The organism is Variovorax sp. RKNM96 (assembly GCF_017161115.1).
Taxonomy (GTDB): Bacteria; Pseudomonadota; Gammaproteobacteria; order Burkholderiales; family Burkholderiaceae_C; genus Variovorax.
Genome location: NZ_CP046508.1, coordinates 255,599 through 277,258 on the forward strand (window position 1 = coordinate 255,599; position 21,660 = coordinate 277,258).

General features: G+C 63.3%; 3 protein-coding genes. All 3 read right to left on the reverse strand.

Annotated features, from left to right (window positions below):
* Positions 1-321: 321 nt before the first annotated feature.
* A complete protein-coding gene (locus GNX71_RS01250; RefSeq protein WP_206176642.1) occupies positions 322-717 on the reverse strand; it encodes a hypothetical protein in 396 nt (131 codons plus the stop codon).
* Positions 717-19,784, reverse strand: coding sequence for an Ig-like domain repeat protein (locus GNX71_RS01255; protein ID WP_206176643.1), 19,068 nt, complete (start codon positions 19,782-19,784; stop codon positions 717-719). Before GNX71_RS01255 ends, GNX71_RS01250 begins: the two co-directional genes overlap by 1 nt.
* Before the next feature lie 249 nt (positions 19,785-20,033).
* The gene (locus GNX71_RS01260) at positions 20,034-21,578 is read right to left on the reverse strand and encodes a YifB family Mg chelatase-like AAA ATPase (RefSeq protein ID WP_206176644.1); all 1,545 of its coding nucleotides are present in this window, start codon (positions 21,576-21,578) and stop codon (positions 20,034-20,036) included.
* Between the last annotated feature and the right edge of the window lie 82 nt (positions 21,579-21,660).

A 21,660-nucleotide genomic window follows, 5' to 3' on the forward strand; every position in this document is an offset into this window, starting at 1 on the left:
GCTACCATCTGCGCCGACATTCCCTACTGGCTCGTTTGGATCGTTTGAATCACTCACGACGCGTTTATCACCGCCTGATTAGGCTGTGCTATAGCTATAGCCTCAGGGAGCAACGCATTCTTGGCTGCGCCGTAGGTCGGCAGCCCCATCCGATTCATGCCCGCGGTGCGCATCGCTCGGACTTCGCCGAAGTTCGGTTTGGCCGACACGCCGGCCCATGCCCCGTTGCGTCTGATGAGATCACCCAGCTCGTCGTCGCTGCCAGAACTACGACTGCTGTTGGCTGCTGCGATGGAGTCCCCCAATACATTGCCAAACGCGTCAGCCTACTCGCAACTTGAACGATTTGGCGTAAATGTACCAATTACTTATCCAAGCACTTGGAGACTCCTGATAGCCTTCAATTTCAAACTCGTGGAGTCCAGTCAAGTTGGATCCAATTTGCCTTTTTAGATCCACTTCCTCTCTTAGCGCTTTGAATCCATCTGGCCGGCAAGGATCGCCTATGTACTCCCTCAGCGTGCGACGTGATTCGGCAACCCCGTTGAACTCCAGCTCGCCCTCGAACGGTCCTGGTCGCTCATTAGCGAGCGGATGGCCTCCCAACACGAACAGGCCACTGACTGGAATTTTCAAGGTACCTTCCTCGATACGCGCCTTCCCAAGAACGCACTCAGGGAAAAACAAGTCATCGAAAAAACCGTGAATCTCTTTCATTACTTCACCTTCTGAAGGACCGTTGACATAACGTCCTCGTTTGGCAATTGCTTGCCGTCGGTCGCACGAAATACGTTATTTCTAAATTCCGGCAGCAGCGGGCCTCTATCTTGAATTACTTTAAGCCCCAGCACGTCCAATTCACTTCTGTCTGGCAATTTTCCAAATTTATTGCCCTTGGTCGAATTGATAACCATTTGGCCGTCGGTCCTCAACACCCGCACTGCTTCAGGCAGGAAATCCATCATTCCCCTGCCTTGTGGGATGTAAGGATTACTGATGAGCAATTGGTCGGCAACACCATTTGCAAAAGGCAACTGTAGTGCAGACGCCTTAACACCTTCTAAAGCCCTAAGATCCACGTTTATTGCCCCGGCGGTTTGAGAGGTGTAACCACCGAACAGATCGAGCACCACCGGATCTCGTGACGGAGTCGGTGGCCTCCATCCTTGGGGCATTTGCGGCCCAGCATTCGGCCCCATCACCCCAAGGTCATCGTAAGAGACTTCCTTCGGCCTGCGAATCGCGTTTTGCATCCATGGCGTCGATGCCAGGAAGCCCACTCGCGCCTCAGCGCCAGTTCTGACCCACTCAGGAATCGCATCTGAGGCGTGGGCCGCATCTCCCGCGTAGCGCACCGCTGCGTCAGCGGCACGGCCCTCACGGTCCACCGCCATCAATCCACCCCTGTTGCGCGCATTGGCATAGGCATCCATGCCGGCGAGCACGGTGCGTTGCTCAGCCTTGTTGAGTGCACTGAACTCCCCGTTGGCCGCAAAGTCACGGTACTGCGTGGCACGGCTCGGACCCAAGCCTCTGGTTTCGCGCAGCGACTCGCTGACGTTGTCCAGGAAGACCTGCCCCTTGTTTCCGTAGCCGTAGCCCTCGTTGCTGTAGTCGCCGTACTTGGCTCCCTGTGCTCCACCGTTTGCGATCGTGGAGGCCTGCGCAGCATCTGCAAGTCGCTCAGCCCGCATCGAGCTTTCCCGAGCGATGGCACGACCGGCCAGACTGGCCTGGCTTGTGTCATCCAGGTCGATGTGCAGCTCCTGCCCAGGTTGCACCATCGGCACGCCGTTGCGACCAACCTGCACTTGGCCGGTTTTCAGCAGATAGCCATAGCCAGCCTGCTGCTGCGCCGAGTTCAAGCCCAGGTCCGCCAAGGCCGCCAGCGGCCCTTGCCCATTGCGCACGGTGGCCGTGCGACGGCTGCCGTTGTAGTTGTCGCTGGCAATGTCGCTGCCGTTGCGATAGTCATATGCAAAGGCTGGGTCGTCGCTGCCCACATAGGTTGGCAACCCTGCCGGGTTGATGCCTGCGCGTCGCGCCGCCGCATCCTGCGAGAAGTCCAGTCCATTGACCCTGGGAATCCCGTCGCCCATCGCGTAGACCTCTCGCGCCGCTGCCCTTTCCTCAGCCTCCCCACGCGTCATCTCGCTGCCTTGCCCGTTGGCCGCTGCGATGGAATCCCCCAGTGCATTGCCAAACGCATCCACCGCAACCTGCGTCGTATTGACCCTTCCACCGCGCATCGCGGCTGTGACCATACCTCCGGCAAAACCGGAGACGGTGCGAATGGCAAGGCCTTGACCGAATTCCCCGAAGCCTTGGAACGCGTTGTTTGCCGCCAAGACGCCGCCGACAACTTGTCCCACGCCCGCGCCCGCCGCGGATGCCGCCACGCCTCTCCAGCTGAACCGGTCTTGCAAGCCCGTGGCAACCGCTATGCCCTGGGTCAGTGCACTGCCGACCGCAGCACGCACCACTACGTTGGGTATATCGGTTGCGACACCGCCCAAGGGCGTGGGCATCACTTCGCCAAGACCCGCTGAAATCCCAGCACTTATCCCGGCGAGAGCCACCTGCTTCCAACTGATGGTGTCCTGCACCCCCATCGCAACACCAGCGGCCTGCCCCACGACCGACCCCAGCATGGCGCCACCCACGCCTCCGGTATAGACGGCAATCACCACGGCAATGACCGCCACGATGATCTGCCCGACCACCCCACAACCGCCCCCTTCGCCCTGCGGACGCGCCATCATCGTCGGCGTGTCGTTCGAGATCTTGCTGGGGTCATAAGGCTTGAACGTGTTCACGTTGTTCGCACTCGTCACCCGGCTCGGAACCGTGAGCACCTGCCCGGCCCGCAGGTCGGCGTTGCTCATCAACCCGTTCGCATCGGCGATCAGGTACCAGAGGTTGCCGTCGCCGTACGCCCCCTTGGCGATGCTCTGCAGCGTGTCGTTGGTTTGCACCGCATACACGCCGGGGCTGCCCGCGGGGTAGCTTCCATCGATGGGCTGGTAGCCAAAGCTGAAGGCCACCTCCGGCTTCCACAACTCGCTGCCCGGAAGGAATGGGTTGCCTTGCGGGAACCGCTCATCCATCGTCTGGCCGTAACGGCCCAACACCTCACCGTTGACCACCACCTGGCGCTGGCCGTTGTACTGCGTGCTCGGGTCCAATGAGCTCGTGTAATAGGCATACAGCACATTGCCCTGCGCATCGTTGACGAAGCGATGCTGCTGCTCCGAAGGGATCAGTTCGCCCGCATCGCTTGTGCTCACGAGGTGGCCGTTGGCGTCATAGCCGTAGCCCAGCCCGCCCAGCGCGCTGGTCGAGCCGGTGCGCCGCAGTTGCACCTGGTAGCCCTCGGCGCGCTGCAGCCAGGTTTGCTCGACGGTTCGCGATCCAAGCGGCACTGGCGCACCCGGGACGAAGGTGCGCGTGTCGGTGCTCGACTGCACCATGTTGCCCACGGCGTCGTACTCGTACGTGGTGTCGTTGGATACAGGCGTGGTCCCCACGCTGTTGTTGATCTGCTTGACCAACCGACCGTTCGCGTCGTAGAGGTTGATGTCCGCGCGTAGCGGGCCTCCGGCCATATCCGCCGGCAAGGGGCCGCCGTTCAGAAAGTTGTGCGCGTTGATGTAGTTCACATCCACGCCGCCCACGCCTAGTACGGTGCCGCTTGTCAGCACCCGGCCGGCACCGTCGTAGCTGCGCGTGTCGATGGTCGCGCCGTCGCGCGTGGTGGTCTTCAGGCGATCCAGCGAGTCGTAGGTGTAGATCTCGGCGGTCTCTCCGGCGTCTGCCAGCGGCGTCCATTGGCCGTTGACCTGGACCACCCGCGGGCCGTTATGCACGTCGCTGGTACGCCGGCCGTTGGCGTCGTGCGTCAGGCGATGCCCCTCGGCACCCAGGGTTCCGCTGGCATCTTGTGCATTGACCACCGTCTGCCGGTTCATCGCGTCGTACTGGAAGTACTGCTCGACGTTCTGGTCCGGCTTCGGATTGAGGGTCTGGTCATGCACATGAATGCCCACGTGCTTGCGGTTGCCCACCTTGTCGTAGTCGATTTCTATGTAGGCGCGTGTGTCGGCGATCCAGCGGATGCGGCCCAGCGCGTCGTAGGCAATCTGGTTGTCCTGGTAGGTCACACCACCTTGCACCATGGTTTCTCGCAACCGGCGGCCAGCCAGGTCGTAGCGGTAGCTGGTCGTCTTCTGGGGCTGCCCTGTCCCGTTGTCCGTGATGCGCACAGTCTGGCCAGCCGCGTCGTACTGGTAGCTCAGGTTCTGGCCGCGCGTGTTGGTCTGATTCAGCAGCTGGCGTGCGTTGTCGTAGCTGTAGCTGTATTGCGCCCCGCCAATGTCCGTGTGACCGGTGAGGCTGCCGAAGTAGTCGTACTTCCACGCGGCCACCGTGCCGTTGGCGTCCACTTCAACCACCTTGCGGTTGTGCGCGTCATAGCCCGCCAGCGTAGCCTGCCCCATCGGCTGAGCGGTGCGGATGATGTTGCCACGCAGGTCGTAGTCGTAGCTGATCGTGTTGCCCGCGCCGTTGGTCTGGCTGAGCTTGCGTCCGGCCTGGTCCCAGCGCTGGTTCTCTGCGATGGCGTCTGTGCCCGCACCGCGACTGGTTTGCACCAGGCGGTCGAGCTTGTCGCTGAGGAACCAGCTGGTCTGCTCCATCGCATCGATGGTGCGAACCTTGTTGCCGAAGGCGTTGTAGGCGTAGTTGATCACGCCGCCATCGGCATGCAGCTCTCGCACCAGGTTGCCGCCTGCGTCCCACTCCTGGCCGTTGACATGGTCGTTGGCATCGCGCACCGCCACCTGGCGGCCCATCTGGTCGTAGTAGAGACGGGTCACGGGCGCGTTGGTGTTGACGACGTTGCCTGCCAAATCTGCGCCCGGATTGCCGTCCGCGTCGCTTTGGACCTGCCGCGTGAGCTGGTTGTTGGCGTTGTAGCTGTAAGTGGTTTTCCAAGCTGTCGACCGTGGGTCGGTGATGCTCAGCACATTGCCCCAGCGGTCGACGTTCTGGATCAACGTGGGCCGTTGGTCGGCGGACACACCGTTGACAGCCGGAGCCTGCCCAATCTGGCGGCCGCCGAGCATCGGGTCTTCACTGATCGGATAGGGTCCCCCATTCGTGGCAGCCCAGCCGTATTGGGCCGGCGTGCCGGGTATCGTGTACCCCGGCGTGCCGGGGCTCCCGGGGGTATAGGGCGGCGTGTTGTCCGAAATGGTGATGTTGCCGCCGAAGTACCCCAACTGACCGGTGGCCTGATGAGTCGGCACGAACACGTTCGGCCCGACGGAGTACGTGTACGAGTAGGTGTAGACGCCTTCGGTGATCTGGGTTGTGTTCGGTGGTGTCCAGGGGAAGAAGTAGCCGTAGCCGTCCCCGGGGTAGGTGATCGACATCTGGGTCGGCGCGCCCACGGCTGCAGCCAACGCGAAAAGGCTGACATAGGGATATGCCAGCGGCAAGCGGACCGCCGCCAACATGCTCCCGTCGTAAGGCGACACCACCGAGACGACCGTCATTCCTTCGATGTGCGGCAGGCCGGAAGCGGGGACAGGATCGACACCGGGCACGTACTGATCCGGGGTGCCGGCAACCTTGCCGATCTGCCCCGTGGCATGCGCATAGGCGCCGGCCTCGCCCGAATGACGCCACAACAGTTCGTACTCGTAACTCCCTCCACCCAGACCCGCCAGATCGAGCGTGCTGCCTCCCGCGCCGTTCGATCCGATGGCGCGCTCCTGCCAGGCTCCCCAGCCGCCGTTGCCATCGGCCATGCGGATGCGAATGGTTTGGGTATCGCCCGCGCCCGGCCCCTGCCATTCGAGCCTCTGGCTGCCGATGTTGACCCCGATCGACGTGGCGATGGTGGCCAGTGGACGGGGCCCGATGGTCCAGGTGCCCGTGGCACTCGTCGTGGGCAATGCCTGCCCCGGCAGGTAGGTGATGACCTGGTATTCATAGGTGCCGAGCGGCACGTCGGACAGGTCGATGCGAAGGCCGTCGCCGAACTTGGGAGATGACCTCTCCAGCCAACTGCCAGTACTGCCCGCCAAGCGGTACTGGACCCTGACCTCGGCCTGCGGATCCGCGGGGGCCCCCACCGTCACGCTTTGGCCGATGTTGCCGAAACCCTTGTTGACGACGATGGGCTGCCAGTTGCCGTAAATGTCCTTCTTGTACACGCGCACGGCGTCCACGCGCTGGATACCGCCATAGGTTGCATTGGCCGCGTCGCTCCAACTGAAGCTCGCGCCGCTGTTGGCCTGGCTGGCATTGAAGACCTGTCCCTTGTTCTGCATGGGGCCGCTGTTGCCGGCGGCGTCGCGCGGCACGTAGCCGAACTGCACGAGCACGTCGCCGCTGCCCAGTGCCGCCAGCGTGTTCCAGCCGAGATTGACGGTGTTGGTGCCGCTCCAGCCGTTGCCGCCATAGCTGGCGCTGGCTGCAACGCCACCGGAAAGCGTGTCGTTGTTCACGGCAAGGCCGCCCTGTACTTCGGTGCGCGAGGCCAGCTCTTGTTTCACGACGCGACCGAGCAGGTCGTAGGTGGTGTCGGTGCGACGCAGGTCGGTTCGTTGTGCTGCCTGCATCGCATTCGCGAAGTCGCGCTTCAGGTCCGCATCGCTGCGCCCCTGGCCAGCGCTGCGGATCTCGCCGGTCTGATGGCCTTGCAGGTCGTACAGGGCAATCTTGTCGATGCCGTCGCCGCTGTTGGTGCGCCAGAGGCGGCCTGCGGCGTCGTAGTCGAAATACTCGCCAGCTTCGCCATTGAGGCTGCGGCTCACCAGTTCACCGAAGGCGTTGTATTGCAAAGCCGTGTTCACCACCACGCCAGAGGCTCCCGCGCCGTTGGCGAGGGTGCTTACGCCGTTGGCTTGCTCTGCCGTGCCTTGCCACAAAGAGACCCAGTTGCCCAGGCCGAGGTTCTGCTCCTGCAGGATGCGAATCTGCTGGACGCTTCCGAGCGGCAGATCAGGCACGAGCTTGCTCGACTGGGCGGCGTTGAACTGATTGATGCCGAAGATATTGCTGTACGTCGCGGGCTCGCCCGGCACGACGGTATCGGGCGCGCCGTCGGTCCCCGGCACGACTTGCGCCGCGGTCGTGTAGTCGAACTGGATCTGAACACGTCCGCCGCCAATTTTTACGAGACCGATCAGTTGTGTGAGGGTCAGGTTGCCGTTGCCTTCGTTCGCCGGCATCCCGGGAATGCCACCTCCGGCCTGCCCGTACGTTCCCTGGGTGACCGTCGCCTTGGGGTTGGTGGTGTACACACCGGCCGTGGCGCCATTGACGTACGTGCCGCTGTCGGTAGGCGTGCCGGGGTCGAGCACATGTGTCTGCTGGCCCAGTGCATCGTATTGATAGGCTCGAAACAGCGTCCGCGTGCTACCGGCGTTGTCGGTCACGCCCTGCCATTCCTTGGCGATCAGGCCCTGGCTGTTGTAGGAGCTGTAGTGGTTGACGCCCATGGCGTCGGGGCTCTGCACCGTGTGGCCCAACGCGTCGTATTGGGCATAGGTGGTGCGGTCGGTGCGGGCGACGAGGTCGATATCACTGTAGGGGTCGCCATCCACGGTGCCCGTCAGGTAGTAGTTGTTGGCAGGGAACATGCCCTTTTGCATGTGGAAGAGCGACGTGTCCAGCGAGCCCAGGGGGCTTGTGCTGACCCGGGCGACCGTCTCGATCTCGGTCCAGCCGGCGGCCAGGTATGCCGCTGCTTCTTCGGGGGTAGCCACCAGCGCCTGCCACGCAAACAGCCCCCCCAACTGCTGGAAGCGGCGCAGTGGCACGGTTCCGGGTACGTCGGCGTCCTTGTCGTACACGTAGCCGGTGATGCCGTCATCCGCCCAGATGGTGCCGAAGGCCAGATGGGCCAGCTTGTCCGCCTCGCTGGCTGTGTAGTAATAGATGTCGGTGTTGCCGGGCGTGAGGCTGCGCAGCTTGTACAGCGGGACGCCGCCCGCAAAGGGCGTGTCCGAGATGTATGCGGCAGTGCCGATTGGGGTCCATCCCTCTGCCTGTTTCTGCGCGATTTCCGGGTTCGGCACACCGATGGTGGACGGAAAGGGATTCGGGCTCACCGGATTGCCATTGACATCAGCGCCGTTGACGTACTCGGTCTTGAGCACGACGTTGCCGTGCGCATCGCGCCGGAAGACTGTCAGCGGCGTGACGGCCGCACCGGTCTCGGTGCTGGTGCGGGTGGGCTCTGCCACCGCAGTGACCCGACCCAGGGCGTCGTAGTAGCTGTAGGTGACAGCGCCCTTGGCGTCGGTGGTGCTGGTGAGATTGCCTACGGCGTCATAGCCGTAACTCGTGGTCAGGTCGCCACGCGTGCTGGTGCCGTTGGACGCTGCGCTGTACTCGACGTTGCGCCGGATCTCGCTGATCTTGCGGTTGTTGCGGTCGTATACCGTGTCCACGCGGCGGTCGTTGATTGCGTCTGGCGGCGAGGTGGGAGGTGCGCCTCCTGCATTGGTTGCACCCGTCCAGCCCATGAGGCTGCTTGTCCCGGCCCAGGCCGAACCATCAGGGTTCTTCGCGGCCTGCGCGTACTCGATGCGCATGGTGGCGTTGCCCGCCGCATCGAAGTTCTGGGTGGTGAGATAGCCGAGCGCGTCGACGCTGGCCACCTGCTGGCCACGGCGGTTGTAGAAGTTGGTGCTCAGAGCCCAGGTGTTGGCACTCTTGAGTTGTGCCACCTGGGTGAGTTCGCCGAAGGTGTTGTAGGTGTTGCGGGTGGTCTTGCCCGCAAAAGCATCCTGTGCGGTGTCGCTGCCGCCCTCGTGAACGTAGACCGCGGCCTCGCGCGCCTCGATGCTCCGGCCCAGGCGATCGTAGGTGGTCCACAGGGTGCGGTCGGCATCGTGGACCAGCGCATCGACCGTGGACTGGACCTGCGCACGCCCCAGGCTTTCCGGATTGCCCGTGGTCAGGCCGCTGGCCGCTCCGTAACGTGTGAGTTTGGTGGCGTCGCCGAAGGCATTGCGCTCGTAGCCGGTGACATAGCCCAGCGCATCAACTTCATGGGCCACCCGCCCAACGAGGTCGTAGGTCTTGTAGCTGTAGTTGCCGCCGATGTCGCGGTTGGCAACGGCGTTGCCCAAGGCGTCGTAGGTGGTCTCGGTGTAGAGCGTCTGAGTGGTGTCGTGGCGACTGTCGAGGCCATCCACAGTAAGGGTGTCACTCGAGGAGTTGTACACACCCACGGGCGGGTAGATGACCTTGACCTGGCGCCCGACCCGATCGTATTCGTAGGTGGTGGTGCGCTGCTCGGGGCGTCCCGCGCCTTCGGTGCGGCTGCGCAGGTTGCCGAAGCTGTCGTAGGCCAGCACGGTGACGACATTGCCTGCGCCGCTCGAGCCGGCATCGACCTGCAGGCGACCATTGGCGTCGGGGGTGACGGCGGTGAGATCGACCTGCGGAGAAATCTCCCGCACCATCCGGCCCTGGAGGTCATAGGCATAGGTCCACACGGCGCCCTTGGCGTTGGTGTAGCTGGTCTTGTTGTCCAGCGCGTCGTAGCTCCATGCCTCCGTGAAGCCCATGGCATCGACGCTGGACAGGACGCGCCCTGCGGCGTCGTACTGGAAGCTCTTGGTGCGGTCGTCGGGTGCAATGACGACGGCATCGGCAATGGCCTTTGCCGTGTTGGCCGTGTTCGTCGGGATGGACAGCGCATATTGCGTGCTGCTGCGCACCTGCCCCAGCCCGTCGTAGTCGGTCTTGCTGACGAAGCCCATGGGGTCGACGCCAAAGATCTTCTGCCCGCCGCCATTGAAGACCTGCAGGGTGACGCGGTCGTTCACGGTGTCGACCGCAGTGCGCGCGCGAATGTCGGCCGAGCTGGCGGTAGCGCTCAAGCCTGCGACGTTGATGACCCGGGTATACCGGCGGGTTTGCACCTCCTGTCCGAGGCCGTCGTAGACGGATTCGGTCGTGCCACCTTGGGCATCGACGGCGAAGACTTGGCGGTTGGCCTGGTCGTAGGCAAAGCGTTGGACGCGGTCGGTGCCCGTGTTGGCGTTCGCGTTCGTGCTCGTCTGCAAGTCCGCGTCGGTGTAGACGCTCGCTATCGAGGGTGGGGCGATGCGGGTGTCGTAGCCGACTTGCTGCGTAACGTTGCCGAAGGCGTCGTAGACAGCCCGGGTGACGCTGCCCAGGGCATCGACCGTGAAGGTGCGACGGCCCGCGCCGTCGTGGGCGAACGCAGTGATGCGGTCGACCGAGACATCAGGGCGAAGGAGCCCCTGCAAAGCACTGTCGGTCAGTTGCGGGATCGCATAGCCGTTGATGACGCCGTCGCCGAAACCGAGGACATCGACCGTCTGGGCGTACTGAACAGTGCGCACCACGCGGCCCGTACCGTCGTAGCTGTTGCGCATGACGGCACCCGTGCCATCGACGCTCCAGCTCAGTCGTCCGGCAGCGTCGTAGACCATGTACTTGGCCTGATCGCTACCCGGTGCAACGCTCAGGTTGCCGAAGACGGAGTCGATGTCGTTGCCAACGTAGCTCAGCAGCGGCCAGGCGTGCGCGGTCTGGCGCACGAGGCGACCGACACCGTCGTAGTCGTAGGAGGTGACCTCGCGCATCCAGCCCGCGCCGGACATCAGCTCGGACGTGTCGGTCCAGCGCAGCTGGTAGCACAGGCGGTTGCCCGCGTCGTAGAGGTAGTCGGTGACGCGGTCGGCATCGCTTTCGGCCACGCTGGCCGGGTCGGCTCCCTCAGCAATGGGAGTGGCGTACTGGCTACGGCGTGTGACATTGCCGTTGGCGTCGTACTCGGTCTTGTTGACGGCGCCGATGCCGTCCACGCTCCAGATGAGCCGGTTGGCTGCGTCGTAGACATTGCGCACGCGCTGGTCGTGGGCATCGTCAAGCACCGGTGCAGGCGCCGTTCGGCCGTCCCAGCTGGCAAGCGCGGTGGGTGTCAGTGGCGTGCTGTAGCTGCGCTTTGCGACGACATTGCCGAGGGCATCGTAGGTGTACTGGGTGACGTCGCCCAACGCATCGACATTCCAGGTGGCGCGATTGGCGGTGTCGTAGACGGTGCGGATGCGCTGGTCGCGGGTTGCGTCGGCAGCTACCGGAGGAGCGGATGTGCCGTTCCAGTTGCCGAATGCGGTGCTGGTCAGCGCCGTCGCGTAGGCGCGCGACTCCGTGACATTGCCGTTGGCATCGTAGAAATACTGGACCACACCGCCGGCACCATCCACCTTCCAGGTGGCCCGGTTGAGTGCATCGAAGACAGTGCGTACGCGCTCGTCGCGCGTCGCATCGGCCACGACAGGCGGATTGCCCGCGATGTTCCAGCCCGCGAGATCGATACGGTTGGCATAGGCCCGCGTCTCGATGACGTTGTTGGCCTTGTCGTACTTGTATTCGACGACGGCACCGGTTCCATCCACGCTGAAGCTCAGGCGGCCGTCGCGGTCATAGCGGCGGCTTTCGGTGACATCCGAGCCGGTGCTGACCACCACCTTCGCCTGGATCTGCGCAACGGTGAGCGCATTGCCCAGGCCCGTGGTATCGATCGGCGCCGCATACGCGGTGCGGCGCGTGATTCGCCCTTCCGCGTCGTACTCCTGCTTTGAGAGATTACCCAGTGCGTCGAGCGTGAAGACCAGACGATTGTTGGCGTCGTAGGCATAGCGCGTGGCGTTGCCGTTGGCATCGATGGAACGCGTGACATTGTCGGCCGCGTCGTATTCGTAGCTGCGCGTGAGATTCAGGCCCGCGGGGTCGACCTGCTCCTTGATGCGCCGGCCGGCACCGTCGTAGGTGTACTGGGTGACGCTGCCATTCGGGTCGGTGACCGTGAGCAGCTTGCCCGTGGTGTCGTGGGTGTAGCTGGTGGTGAGGCGCAGTCCGGTGGGGTCGATCACCTTGCTGATCGTCTGGCCCGCGAGATCGAATGTGGTGGCAGTCACCGTGCCATTGGGATCGGTGACATTGACGGTCTGGCCCTTGGCGTCGTAGCCATAGGTCGTGACAAGGTTCAGCCCCGTGGGGTCGAGCGTTCGGGTCAGCAGGCGATTGGCGGCGTCGTAGGTGTAGCTGCTGACGACACCGTTAGCATCGCTGCTGTTGAACTTGAGGCCGGTCTTGTCATAGGTCGCGCTGGTGGCGATGGTCGTTGTGCCATCCAGCGCGGCCGACGTTTGCAGCAGGTTGCCGCTCTTGTCGTAGGTGTAGCTGGCGACGTTGCCGCGGCCATCGGTCACGCTCTGGGTCTGGCCCTGGCGGTTGCGCGTGGTGGTGACCGCAACGCCTTCGGAGGTGGCAACGGTGGTGCGGCGGTTGGCGAGGTCGTAGCCGAAACTGGTCCAGTAGCCCACGGCATCGCGCTGGTACATCACGCGATTGAAGGCGTCGAATTCGGTCAGGCGTTGGCCGTTGAGCGCATCGTAGGTGTAGGCCACCCGGCCGAGGCGGTCGAATGCAAACTGGGTGCGGCCGCCGTTGGCGTCGAAGACATCGGTGGCGCGACCGAAGGCATCGTAGATCTTGCGTTCGGTGATGTTGAGCGTGCCGGCGTCCTGAGTTGTCTTCGTCTTCAGTCCGCGACGGTCGAAAGTGGCCGTGTCGGTGACGACATAGCCACTCTTCAACGTATAGCTGCTGGCAGTGGCCTCGCGGAAGGCGTTGTACGAATAGCTGGTGATGCTGCCCAACGCATCCGTTGTGCTGGCCTTGGTGCCCGTGGCGTTGTAGCCGTGCAGGACGTGGGTGTCCTTGGTTGCATCGGCCACGAGACTGAGCTGGTCCGCCAGGATGTCCGTGTCCAGCCCGCCGGGCGTCGTGGTGCCCAGGGTCGCGACATCGATCGGGGTTCCGTAGATGACCTGCTCGATCAACTGACCCATCGCGCTGTAGCGGCTCTCGGTGACTTCACCCATCGCGTTCACGGTGTAGCGCAGGCGACCGATGGCGTCGTAGAAGAACAACGTGCGGTGTCCGTTGGCGTCTGTGGTGCTGGTGCGGCGACCGGCTGCGTCGTAGGTATGCGTCAGGCCATTGGCAGCCCACAAGGCGAGTGGATCGCTCAAGGTCACAGCATCGCTGCCGCGACCGTCGAGCTCGCCGATCAGACGGCCCTGGATGTCGTAGAGCGTGCGGCTGATGCGCTCATCTGCCGTCCCGGCAGCAGTGGTGGTCTGGACGAGCTGGCCGACGCTGTTGTACGCGAACCTGGTGACCGTGCCTTCTACGTTCGTGCGGCTCAGGAGTTGATTGGCGGCGCTCCAGGTCTGGGTGATGATGTGGTCCCGGGCGGCGTCCGGTGACGGGCGAATGCTGTCCACGGTGGAGGTGGCATTGACGGCCCCCGCCGGATTGGCGCGGCGGATGGTCTGCGTGACATTGCCGCGCGCGTCGTAAACAGTTTCGGTGAGATAGCCCAGGCTGTCGACCTGTCCGACGAGTCGCCCCTGTGCGTCATAGAGGTTGTAGTTGTGGATGTCCGCTGCACCCCATTCCTGCGCGCGTACGCCTGTGAGGTTGTAGCTGGCACGTGCGATGGCTATGGCTGCAGTGCGATTGGCGGCGCTGGTGAAGTTAGTCGCACGGTTCCAATAGCCGATGGACTCTGTCTGTTCGCCTGCGGCGTTGTACTTGTACTCGGTGAGATAGCCCTCGGCGTCCAGCGTCCCCTGGAGCTGACCATCGCGGTTGTACAAGCGGGAGACGGTGCGGTCCTGCGCGTTGTCGAGATTGACTTGAATGGTGGTGACAGGCGTGCCGACCACGGTTTGTGTGAAGCTGACTTCGCTGTCGGTGTTGTGCGCATCACCCACGTAAGCCGCGGTGAACGTGCGAGTCCCCGACGGCAGCGTCACGCCGGACAGCGTTGCAACGCCATTGACGACCTGCGCAGTGCCCAGGAGTCGCGTGCCGTCGTAAAAACTCACCAGGCTGCTGGGTTGCGGGCCATTGACCCGAACCGACAACGAACCATCCTTGGCGATCGAAGAAGGCGTCAGGTTTGTCAGGGTCGTTGTCGCGGGAACGACGTCGAACGAAGACCCTGCGATACCGGACGTGCTGGGCAGCGTATTGATGTCGCCCTCGTACACGCCATAGATCGTGTTGGAGCCGTAGTGGCCAACCTCCAGAGAACTGAGTGTCAATGTCGCTACACCATCAACCATGACAGTCGAACCGAGATACCGACCTCCTCCATATAGTTTCATGACCCCGCCGTCCGGGCGAAGCGCGCCTGGTACTCTGACGGTCAGCGTGATCGGCGATCCATATTCCACTCGGGTTGCGGACAGACCGGTGCTGCTCCAACTCATCGGCGTCGCGTTCGCGATCACCTCCTGCCTCGCAGCCGCCGAGGTACTTTGTGCGTTGTTGTCGTCCCCTGAATATTGCGCAGTGATGTTGTTCGAACCCAAAGGGAGGTTGTTGGTGGTCAGTGTTGCCACGCCGTTGAGAATCTGAGCGGTCCCGATGACGGTGGTGCCGCTGTAGAACGTGACAGTGCCCGAGGCGGCAGGCGCGGTCGTGCGATCGCCCCAATGAGGGTGGGACGGCTTTTGCGGGGTGATCGTTGCCGTCAACGTGACAGGCGCGCCTGCAACCGTCTGGGGGCGTGAGGACGTCAGCTGTGTGTTTGTAGCAGCGGGCTGAACATGCGCTTGCCAAGCTGTACCTGTCGATCCCGTCGAACTGGCGTTGTACGCACTCCCCGAATACACCACCGTAATTTCTCTGTCTCCAACAGGCAGTCCGAACGCCCGGCCATTGACTTCGGTACGGCCTCCGACGATCTCGTAGCTACCTACCAGCGTGTCGCCATCGAAATAGCTGTAGGTTCCTGTCCACGGATACTGTTGATCCCCTCCGAAGCCAACCGTATACATCGTCATCGGAAGCCCAACAGCTTCAGTCCTGCCCTGTATGCCCACGCCCGTGGAGACAGTTCCAAAGCGAACAATGGGCTGCGCGGCGCCTGTGCCGGCCGAGATCTGCAGGCTCGGCCCTTGCGCAAAGCCTTCCAGATTGTTGGCATCACCTGCATATCCGGCCTGAATGCGGTTGGTGCCAACGGCAAGGTAGTTGACGGCCAAGGTCGCCTGGCCATTAACCACCGATGCAACACCCAACACCGTCTTGCCACTGAAGAAGGTCACGACACCTGTGACGCCCACGCCAGCCACGCGAGCGGTCAGGGTGATCGTGTCGTCCTGCGTACCGCTCGCGGCAGAGGCGGTCAGATCCAGCGTGGTCGGGGCCTTCAGGGTGAGATGGGAAACTCCTTCGGACCTACTCCCTGCAGAGGTGGAATTTCCTCTGTAAATCGCGCTGAGAGAGGACGAACCATTCTTGATTTGATCGCTGAAAAGAATGGCCTTGCCGTTGGAAATTTCCGCGCTTCCAAGATAGGTTGAGTCGCTATAAAAATCCACCACCCCTTCAGTGACGACAACCGAGCTCACGCCCCCCGCCGTTTGAATTTGCACAACCTCCACCGACAACCGTTGTGCGACTCCAAGGTTCGCGTAGGTTTGTGCAACGGTCAATGTCGCTTGTGTCTTGATGCCCTGCGTTGAGGGATCGACGAGTTGTATGACCGAGTTGCTGGTGCTTTGCGTATTGCTTTGATCGCCACCGTAAACGGCGCTCAGGTAGCCCCCTCCGACGGGCAGGTTGTCAATGGTCAGCGTGGCGATGCCGTTGACGACCTGGGCTGTTCCGACGATCGTGGTGCCCTTGTAGAAGGTGACGGTGCCCGAGGGTGAAGGCGCGAGCGTCCGATCACCCCAATGCGGATGCGTGACCGGTTGATGGTAGACGGTGGCCGTCAGCGTCAGCGGTGCTCCCACAACCGTCGGAGACCTTGAAGTCGCCAGTTGAATTGCTGTTCCTGCCGGCTGGACATCGACCTGCCAGTTCGGTGTTACCACCCCGACGGCGCTGGCATTGTTCACATCGCCTGAATACACCACTTTGATCGCGCGCAAACCCATGGGAAGACCAAGAGCTCGGCCGTTGCCCTGGCTACGCAGCAGGTCATAGCTACCTATGATCCGATCGCCATCAAAGTAGGTGTAGGTCCCAGTCAATGGGTATCGCGAGTCGGCTGGAAATCCGACTGTATAGAGGGCCACTGGGAGGCCCAGTACTTCCGCTCCGTGTTTACCTTCAATACCCACCCCAGTCGGTCGGGTGCCAATCTGAACAAGTGGCGGGACAGTTCCTGTGCCTGCTGTGATCTGCAAGCTTGGCCCTTGCTGCGCGAAGCCTTCCAGATTGTTGACGTCACCCGCATACGCGGCCCGAATAACATTGGCGCCTACCGGAAGATTGTTGACGGCAAGGGTTGCCTGGCCATTGACGACCAGTGCCGTGCCCAGTGGCTTCATGCCGCTGAAGAACGTTACGGCACCTGTTACGCCCACGCCCGCCACACGTGCAGTCAAGGTGATCGTGTCGTCCTGCGTGCCGCTCGCTGCAGAGGCGGTCAGATCAAGCGTTGTTTGTACGCGCACGTCTCCCTGGGACGGTAAAGCGCTACTTGCTGCATTGTTGACATCACCGCTGTATTGGGCCGTCAAGGAACCTGCACTTGCCAAACCGGGTAGATCGAGCTTTGCAATTCCATTCACGACGGCTGCGGTCCCGATGGCTTCAGTACCGCTGTAGAAGGTCACCGTACCCGTGGGATTCGTTGACGTTCCAAACTTGGCGGCCACGGTCGCGGTAATGCTGACACCGTCTGCCGTATTCAGGGCGGTCAGTGCCGTGGTGATGGTTGCCCTGGGTTGAATGGTCAGGCCCCATGAAGGAGCAGCACCTGCATGCAGGGAGTCGCCCGCGTAGATCGCGCGCATGCTCAACGTGCCAGCGGGCAAATTACTCGTCGTCAAGGTTGCCAGTCCATTGATGACCGCCGCCGTGCCAATGAGCGTATCGCCGTTGTAGAACTTCACCTCGCCTGTAGCGGTGGCCAGTCCGGGTGGCTGCGTTGTCGTCAAGGCCACAGATATCGTCAGCGCTTGGCCGTAAGCAACCTCCCAATAGTTAGGCGAAAAGCTCACGGCCGCACTGGTGGCTGCGCCTGCGATGGTCTTGGTGGCGACAGGTGACACGCTTGCCGGCCTCTGTGCATCGCCCGAGTAGGCTGCCCGGATGTTGTTCACACCTATCGGCAATTCGTTCGTGACCAACGTGGCCTTGCCATTGACCACCATCGCGCTGCCAACGACTGTCTCGCCACTGAAAAAGGTCACCATGCCACCGGGATTCACCCCTTCGATCGTGGCCGTCAGCGTGACCTGCGAGCCCAAAGGTGCCGGATTTGCGTTGTCCACGCCCAGCGTGATGCCACCCACAGTGGCAGGATTCACCAACAGCTCGATGTTCGCCCCACTACCCAGCAGGCTCACATCAATCGGATTGGCCAACTGCGTCACGTTAAGGATGCGCGACGCCCCGTCATAGGTCGTCTGCGTCACGTACCCCAGTGCATCCACCTGCCACGTGAGCCGGTTGGCCGTGTCGTAGAAGCGCCAGACCTTCTGATCCTGCGACGTATTCGCCGGCCGCAGCACATCCAGGCTGGTCGTTGTGTTCGTTGCACTCCACGCCGTGGTCGGCTTGCCCGCCCCATCCACCAGTGCGGCCGTATCGATCTGCGTCGCGTAGGCGATGGTCTCGCGCAATTGCCCGTTGGCGTTGTACACATACTCGATCACCGCCCCGGTCGCATCGATGTCTGCGATCTTGCGATCAGCCTCGTCGTACAGCATCCACTTGCGTACGCCCGTCGGGTCCTGCGTCATCAGCAGGTTGCCGTCCTTGTCGTAGGCGTAGGTGGTGGTGCCCAGCACGCCGGTGCCGGTGCTCTCCTGAGTCACGCTCACGAGACGCCCGGCCTTGTCGTAGGCCGAGACGGTGACCAGCCCGCTGGCGATGGTTACGCTGGTCTTGCCGCCCGCATCGTCGTAGCTGGTGATCGTGGTGTTGGCCGTGGTCCCGCCATCGAGCGACGGCGCACTGACGCTGAGCACTCGGCCCAGACCGTCGTAGGTGTAGGTGGTGACGGCAGTGGCGCCACCTGACGTCGTGGCCGGCTCGATCTTCTGCAGCAGCAACCCGCGCGGGTCATAGACGTACTGGGTGGTGGCCGCGGTGCTGGCTACGCCGCTGCCGTTGGCAGCCGTTGACGCGTAGGTCGTGCTGCTGCTCAACTGGCCGCGCGCGTCATAGGCCAATTCGGTGAGCTCGGTGCGCGTGCGGTCCTGGGCGGTGGCCCAACTGCTCAGTTGCGCCTCAGTGGGCACATCGCCGAGGGCCAGGGCTGCCGTGTTGTAGGCGGCACCGGCGTATTTGATGGCACTGGTGCGCTGGCCGTAGCCGTCGTAGCGGTACTCGGTGACGTTGCCCTGTGGTGTGATCGCAAAGCGCAACTGGTTGGGGTTGCCTGCGGCATAGACGTAGCGCGTGGTCTCGGGCAGCGCAGCGTCCTTGTTGAACGCGGCGCGATCGACCACGGCCGCATCGGCATAGATCGTGTCGGTCAGCAACTGGTTGGCGCCGTTGTAGGTGCGCACGCGGGTGTCGCCGGCCGAGTCGACCTCTCGGGTCAGGTTGCCATGGTCGTCGTACTGCAGTGTGACCTTGTGACCTTCTCCATCGGTGACAAGCGTGACGTTACCGGTGGTGTCGTAGGCGTAGCTGATCTGGCTCAGGCCGCTGGTATTGGTTGCCGTGACGCCGCTGCGCACCTGGGTCAACTGCCCTTGGGCGTCGTACAGGTAGACCGACTGGGCGCCCAGCGGATCGGTGACGGTGGTGGTGTTCTGGGCTGTGTCGTAGGCGAAACGGGTGATCGCACCCAGTGCGTCGGTGACGGTGTCGACCTTGTAGGTACCGCCCGCCTGCACGTAGGTGAAGCTGAGCTTCGTGCCGTCGCTCTGCGTGACGCTGGCCACGCGCTTGCTCGTACCGTCATAGGTGTATGTGGTGACATAGACCCTGGTGTCCGACACCGTGTTGTCGTCGGGCGAGAGATCAACGGTGACCTCGAACAGGCGGTTGCTGCCGTCGTAGGCATAGTGCACGGTGGTGCTGGTAACGCCGCCGGAGACGGTGCGGATCTGGGTGAGGTTCGTGCCGCTGTAGTCGTAGTAGCTGACGTCGCCGTTGGCGTCGGTGACGGACTTCACCGTGCCGTTGGCGTTGTAGGCGTAGCTGATGGTGTTGCCATCGGTGTCGGTCACGGAGACCAGGCGGCCCGCGCCGCTGGCCTGGTAGCGCTCGATGCGGCCGGTGTCGCCGTCGGTCCAGATGAACTGCGAGGCACCACTGTCGTAGGCAATGGTGTCGAAGGCGCCGGCGCCGGCGGGGCTGACGTAGCGGTTCTGCGTGGCGTCCCAGGTGTAGACGGCCTGGGCACCATCGCGGTCGGTGCGGGTCAAGGTGCTGCCGGCCGTACCCACGGAACCAGAGGTCAGGACCACCTTCTGGCCGAAGGCGCCCACGTTCCAGTTGTCGCCGTTGTCGTCGGTGAGCAGGCCCTGGCTGTTGTAGGTACGCACGGCGCTGATGTCGAGCCCTCGACCCAGGAGCACATCGTCGCGGTCCTGCAGTACGAGGTTGCCGTTGGCGATGTTGACGAAGGACTGTTCGCCGTTGCGGCCCTGGCCCGCCGTCCCGATCAAGCCGCGTTGGCCCAAAGTGGCCAAGGAACCCAGGCTCAGGCCCAGACTGTTACCGCTGACGATTGCAACCATGAATTCATCCCCGAATGTGTCGTTTCATGGACATGCAATCTCACCGGGCACGGGTACTGCAGTCCGCTGGGCAATACATCCAGGGAACCCTCGAATCGTTTAGGGCGGGGCAGCGGAAAAAATGCCTCAGCACTTCTGATTCGCGAAATAAGTCACAAAAATCTCCAACAAGATTGTGAAATCGGTGGACCCAACACTGAGGAAAATGAGGATTGCCGATGACGGCCGTCGATCGGCTGCGCAAACGCTTCACGCAGCGCCGTGCAACCCCCTTCGGTACTGCACCGCCTCCGCCACATGCACTACCTGCACCGTCTCCGACGCAGCCAGGTCGGCAATCGTGCGCGCCACCTTCAGCGCACGGTGCGTGCTGCGCGCCGACCAGCCGAGCTTGGCGGCGGCGTTGTAGATGAACTTGAGGGCAGTGGCGTCCAGCGCCGCGTACTTGTCGATGGCGCTGCCCTGCAGGTTCTGGTTGGCGTGGCCCTGGCGCCGCATCGCGCGTTCGCGTGCCGCCACCACGCGGCTGCGGATGCTCTCGGTCGACTCGCCCGGGGGTGAATCGAGCAGTTGCTGCGCCGACACGGCGGGCACTTCGATGTGCAGGTCGATGCGGTCCAGCAGCGGCCCGCTGAGCTTGCCCTGGTAGCGCGAGACCTGGTCCGGCGTGCAGCGGCAGGACTTCAGCGACGAGCCGAGGTAGCCGCAAGGACAGGGGTTCATCGCCGCGATCAACTGAAAGCGCGCGGGAAACTCGGCGCGACGTGCGGCACGGGCGATCGTGATCGTGCCGGTCTCCAGCGGTTCGCGCAGCGCCTCCAGTGCAGATCGCGCGAACTCGGGAAATTCATCGAGGAAGAGCACGCCGTGGTGGGCTCTTGAAATCTCGCCCGGTCGGGGCGGCGAACCACCACCCACCAGCGCCACCGCGCTGGAGGTGTGATGCGGCGCGGACGTCGGCCTGCACATCCACCGCTCCGTCGCGAAACGCCCGCCCAGGCTGGCCACGGCGGCGCTTTCCAGGGCTTCGTCGATGCTCATCGCCGGCAGCAGGCCAGCAAAGCGCTGCGCGAGCATCGACTTGCCCGAGCCCGGCTCGCCCACCATCAACAGGCTGTGGCCGCCGGCCGCGGCGATCTCGAGCGCGCGCTTGGCGCCGGCGTGGCCCTTGACCTCGGCCAGGTCGGCATACGGCGCTGCGGCGATGGCCGGTGTGACCTGGATCCGCGCCCAGCCGTCGTCGGGCGGCTCGGGTGCCGCGGCCCTGTCGTCGTCCTCGGGAATGAATTGCTGCACCACATCGAGCAGGTGCCTCGCGCCATACACCTCGCCGCCGGGCACCAGCGCGGCTTCTTGCGCGCTGTCCATCGGCAGCACCAGCTTCGTCGCGACACCCCGGGTGTGCAGGGCCAGCGCCATGGCCAGCGCACCGCGCACCGGCCGCAGTTCGCCCGACAACGACAACTCGCCCGCGAACTCGTGCCCGGCCAGCCGCGCGCCCTGGATCTGTTCGCTGGCTGCGAGGATCCCCAGCGCAATCGGCAGGTCGAAGCGGCCGGAATCCTTCGGCAGGTCGGCCGGCGCGAGGCTGACCACGATCTTTTTATTGTTCGGAAACTCCAGCCCCGCGTTCTGGATGGCCGAGCGCACGCGATCGCGCGATTCCTTCACCTCGGTCTCCGCCAGCCCGACCAGCGTGAAACTGGGCAAACCATTCGCCAGATGCACCTCGACCGTGACATCGGCCGCTTCCAGCCCTAGCAAAGCTCGGCTTTGCACCAAAGACAGACTCATTTCTCTCCCTCTCCCCAAGATGGTGCGTCCATCTTTCATTGGCCCACGGTCGCGCGGCACGCTGGTGCCTGCAACCGATCGA

Coding starts and splice junctions, on each gene's coding strand:
- GNX71_RS01250 (WP_206176642.1), bottom strand. CDS start 717: ATGAAAGAGATTCACGGTTTTTTCGATGACTTGTTTTTCCCTGAGTGC.
- GNX71_RS01255 (WP_206176643.1), bottom strand. CDS start 19,784: ATGGTTGCAATCGTCAGCGGTAACAGTCTGGGCCTGAGCCTGGGTTCC.
- GNX71_RS01260 (WP_206176644.1), bottom strand. CDS start 21,578: ATGAGTCTGTCTTTGGTGCAAAGCCGAGCTTTGCTAGGGCTGGAAGCG.